At 72.3% G+C, this 1,227-nt stretch carries 1 protein-coding gene; it reads right to left on the bottom strand.

The window, feature by feature from the left end; translation table 11 throughout:
• On the bottom strand, positions 1–850 hold an 850-nt coding region (locus GA0115240_RS02010), incomplete at its 3' end, for a phosphatase PAP2 family protein (protein WP_256069457.1).
• Positions 851–1,227 lie beyond the last annotated feature (377 nt).

Below are 1,227 nucleotides of genomic sequence, written 5' to 3'. Positions count from 1 at the left end.
CGGGTCCGAGCGGCTCGGCCGGCTCCACCGGTTCGTGCCGCGGTCGCGGGGTGCGGTACGCGGGCTTGCCGCTCAGCAGCCGCTGGATGGCGAAGCCCAGCGTCAAGGTGAGCGCGCCGCCCGCCGCGTCGGCGATGAAGTGGTTGCCGGTGGAGAGGATCACGGTGAAGGTGGCCACCGGATAGAGCGCGCCCACCACCCTGACCCAGGTGTGCCGGGCGAGGAAGGCCACCGTGAGCCCGCTCCACGCGGCCCAGACGATGTGGACCGACGGCATGGCCGCGTACAGGTTGGACACCGTCGAGACGTGCCCCGAGCCCCATGAGCCCCAGGTGTGGTGGGTGACCACGGTGTCGATGAAGCCCTCGTCCGGCAGGAAGCGGGGCGGGGCCAGCGCGAAGAAGGCGAAGCCGAACAGGGCCAGCAGGGTCGCCGTGAACAAGGCGGTGCGCCCGGCCCGGTAGCGGTCGGGCCGGAAGGTGTAGAGCCAGATCAGCACCACCGGCGTCACGATGAAGTGCAGCGTGGCGTAGTAGTAGTTCATACCGACGACCAGCCACGAGACCTTGTCCACCGCGTGGTTCAGCGTCAGTTCGAAGTTGATGTGCAGCAGTCGCTCGGCGTGCCAGATCTCCCGTGCCCGGTGCAGGGCGGCGGTGCGGTGGGAGGGCACGTAGCGGCGGGTCCGGCTGTAGGCCAGGTACAGCCCCACCGTGAAGACCAGCTCGATCAGCAGATGGGGCCGGCCGGTGCGTCGCAGCCGGTCCGGCAGCAGGGGTCCCAACTTCCGTCCGGTTGCTGGTTGCGCGGAACTCTCCGCCACGGTCTCGACCGGGCGCGTCGCGGTCACAAACGCTCCCCTCCTCGCACGGTTCATGGCTCACGGCTGTTCGGCGCCGGCGCCTGACGGCCCGCGCGCGGGGCGCGATGCTCTTGCGGCGGGCGTCCCGACGACCCGCAAGACAATACATCGGACACCCAAGCTTCCTGCCGGTGCCCCGTTGGTGTTCACCTCCCGCGGGTACCCCTGCCCGCCCGCGCGGGCGGCGGCAATCCCCTTGTCGCGCCTGCCCTGTGCGCGGATCCGGATCGCGCCCGCCGGCGGCCGGCGCCGGGCGCAGCCGGGCGGCCCGGCGGCATCCGGAATTCACCCGTCCGGTAGGCGGGCCGCCACGGGACGACGGCCGCGGCCGGTCCGAGCGGCGGCGGCCGCGGATCAGCCGGGCA

The organism is Streptomyces sp. DvalAA-14 (assembly GCF_900091855.1).
Lineage (GTDB): Bacteria > Actinomycetota > Actinomycetes > Streptomycetales > Streptomycetaceae > Actinacidiphila.
This window is presented reverse-complemented; position numbering and strand designations above follow the sequence as displayed.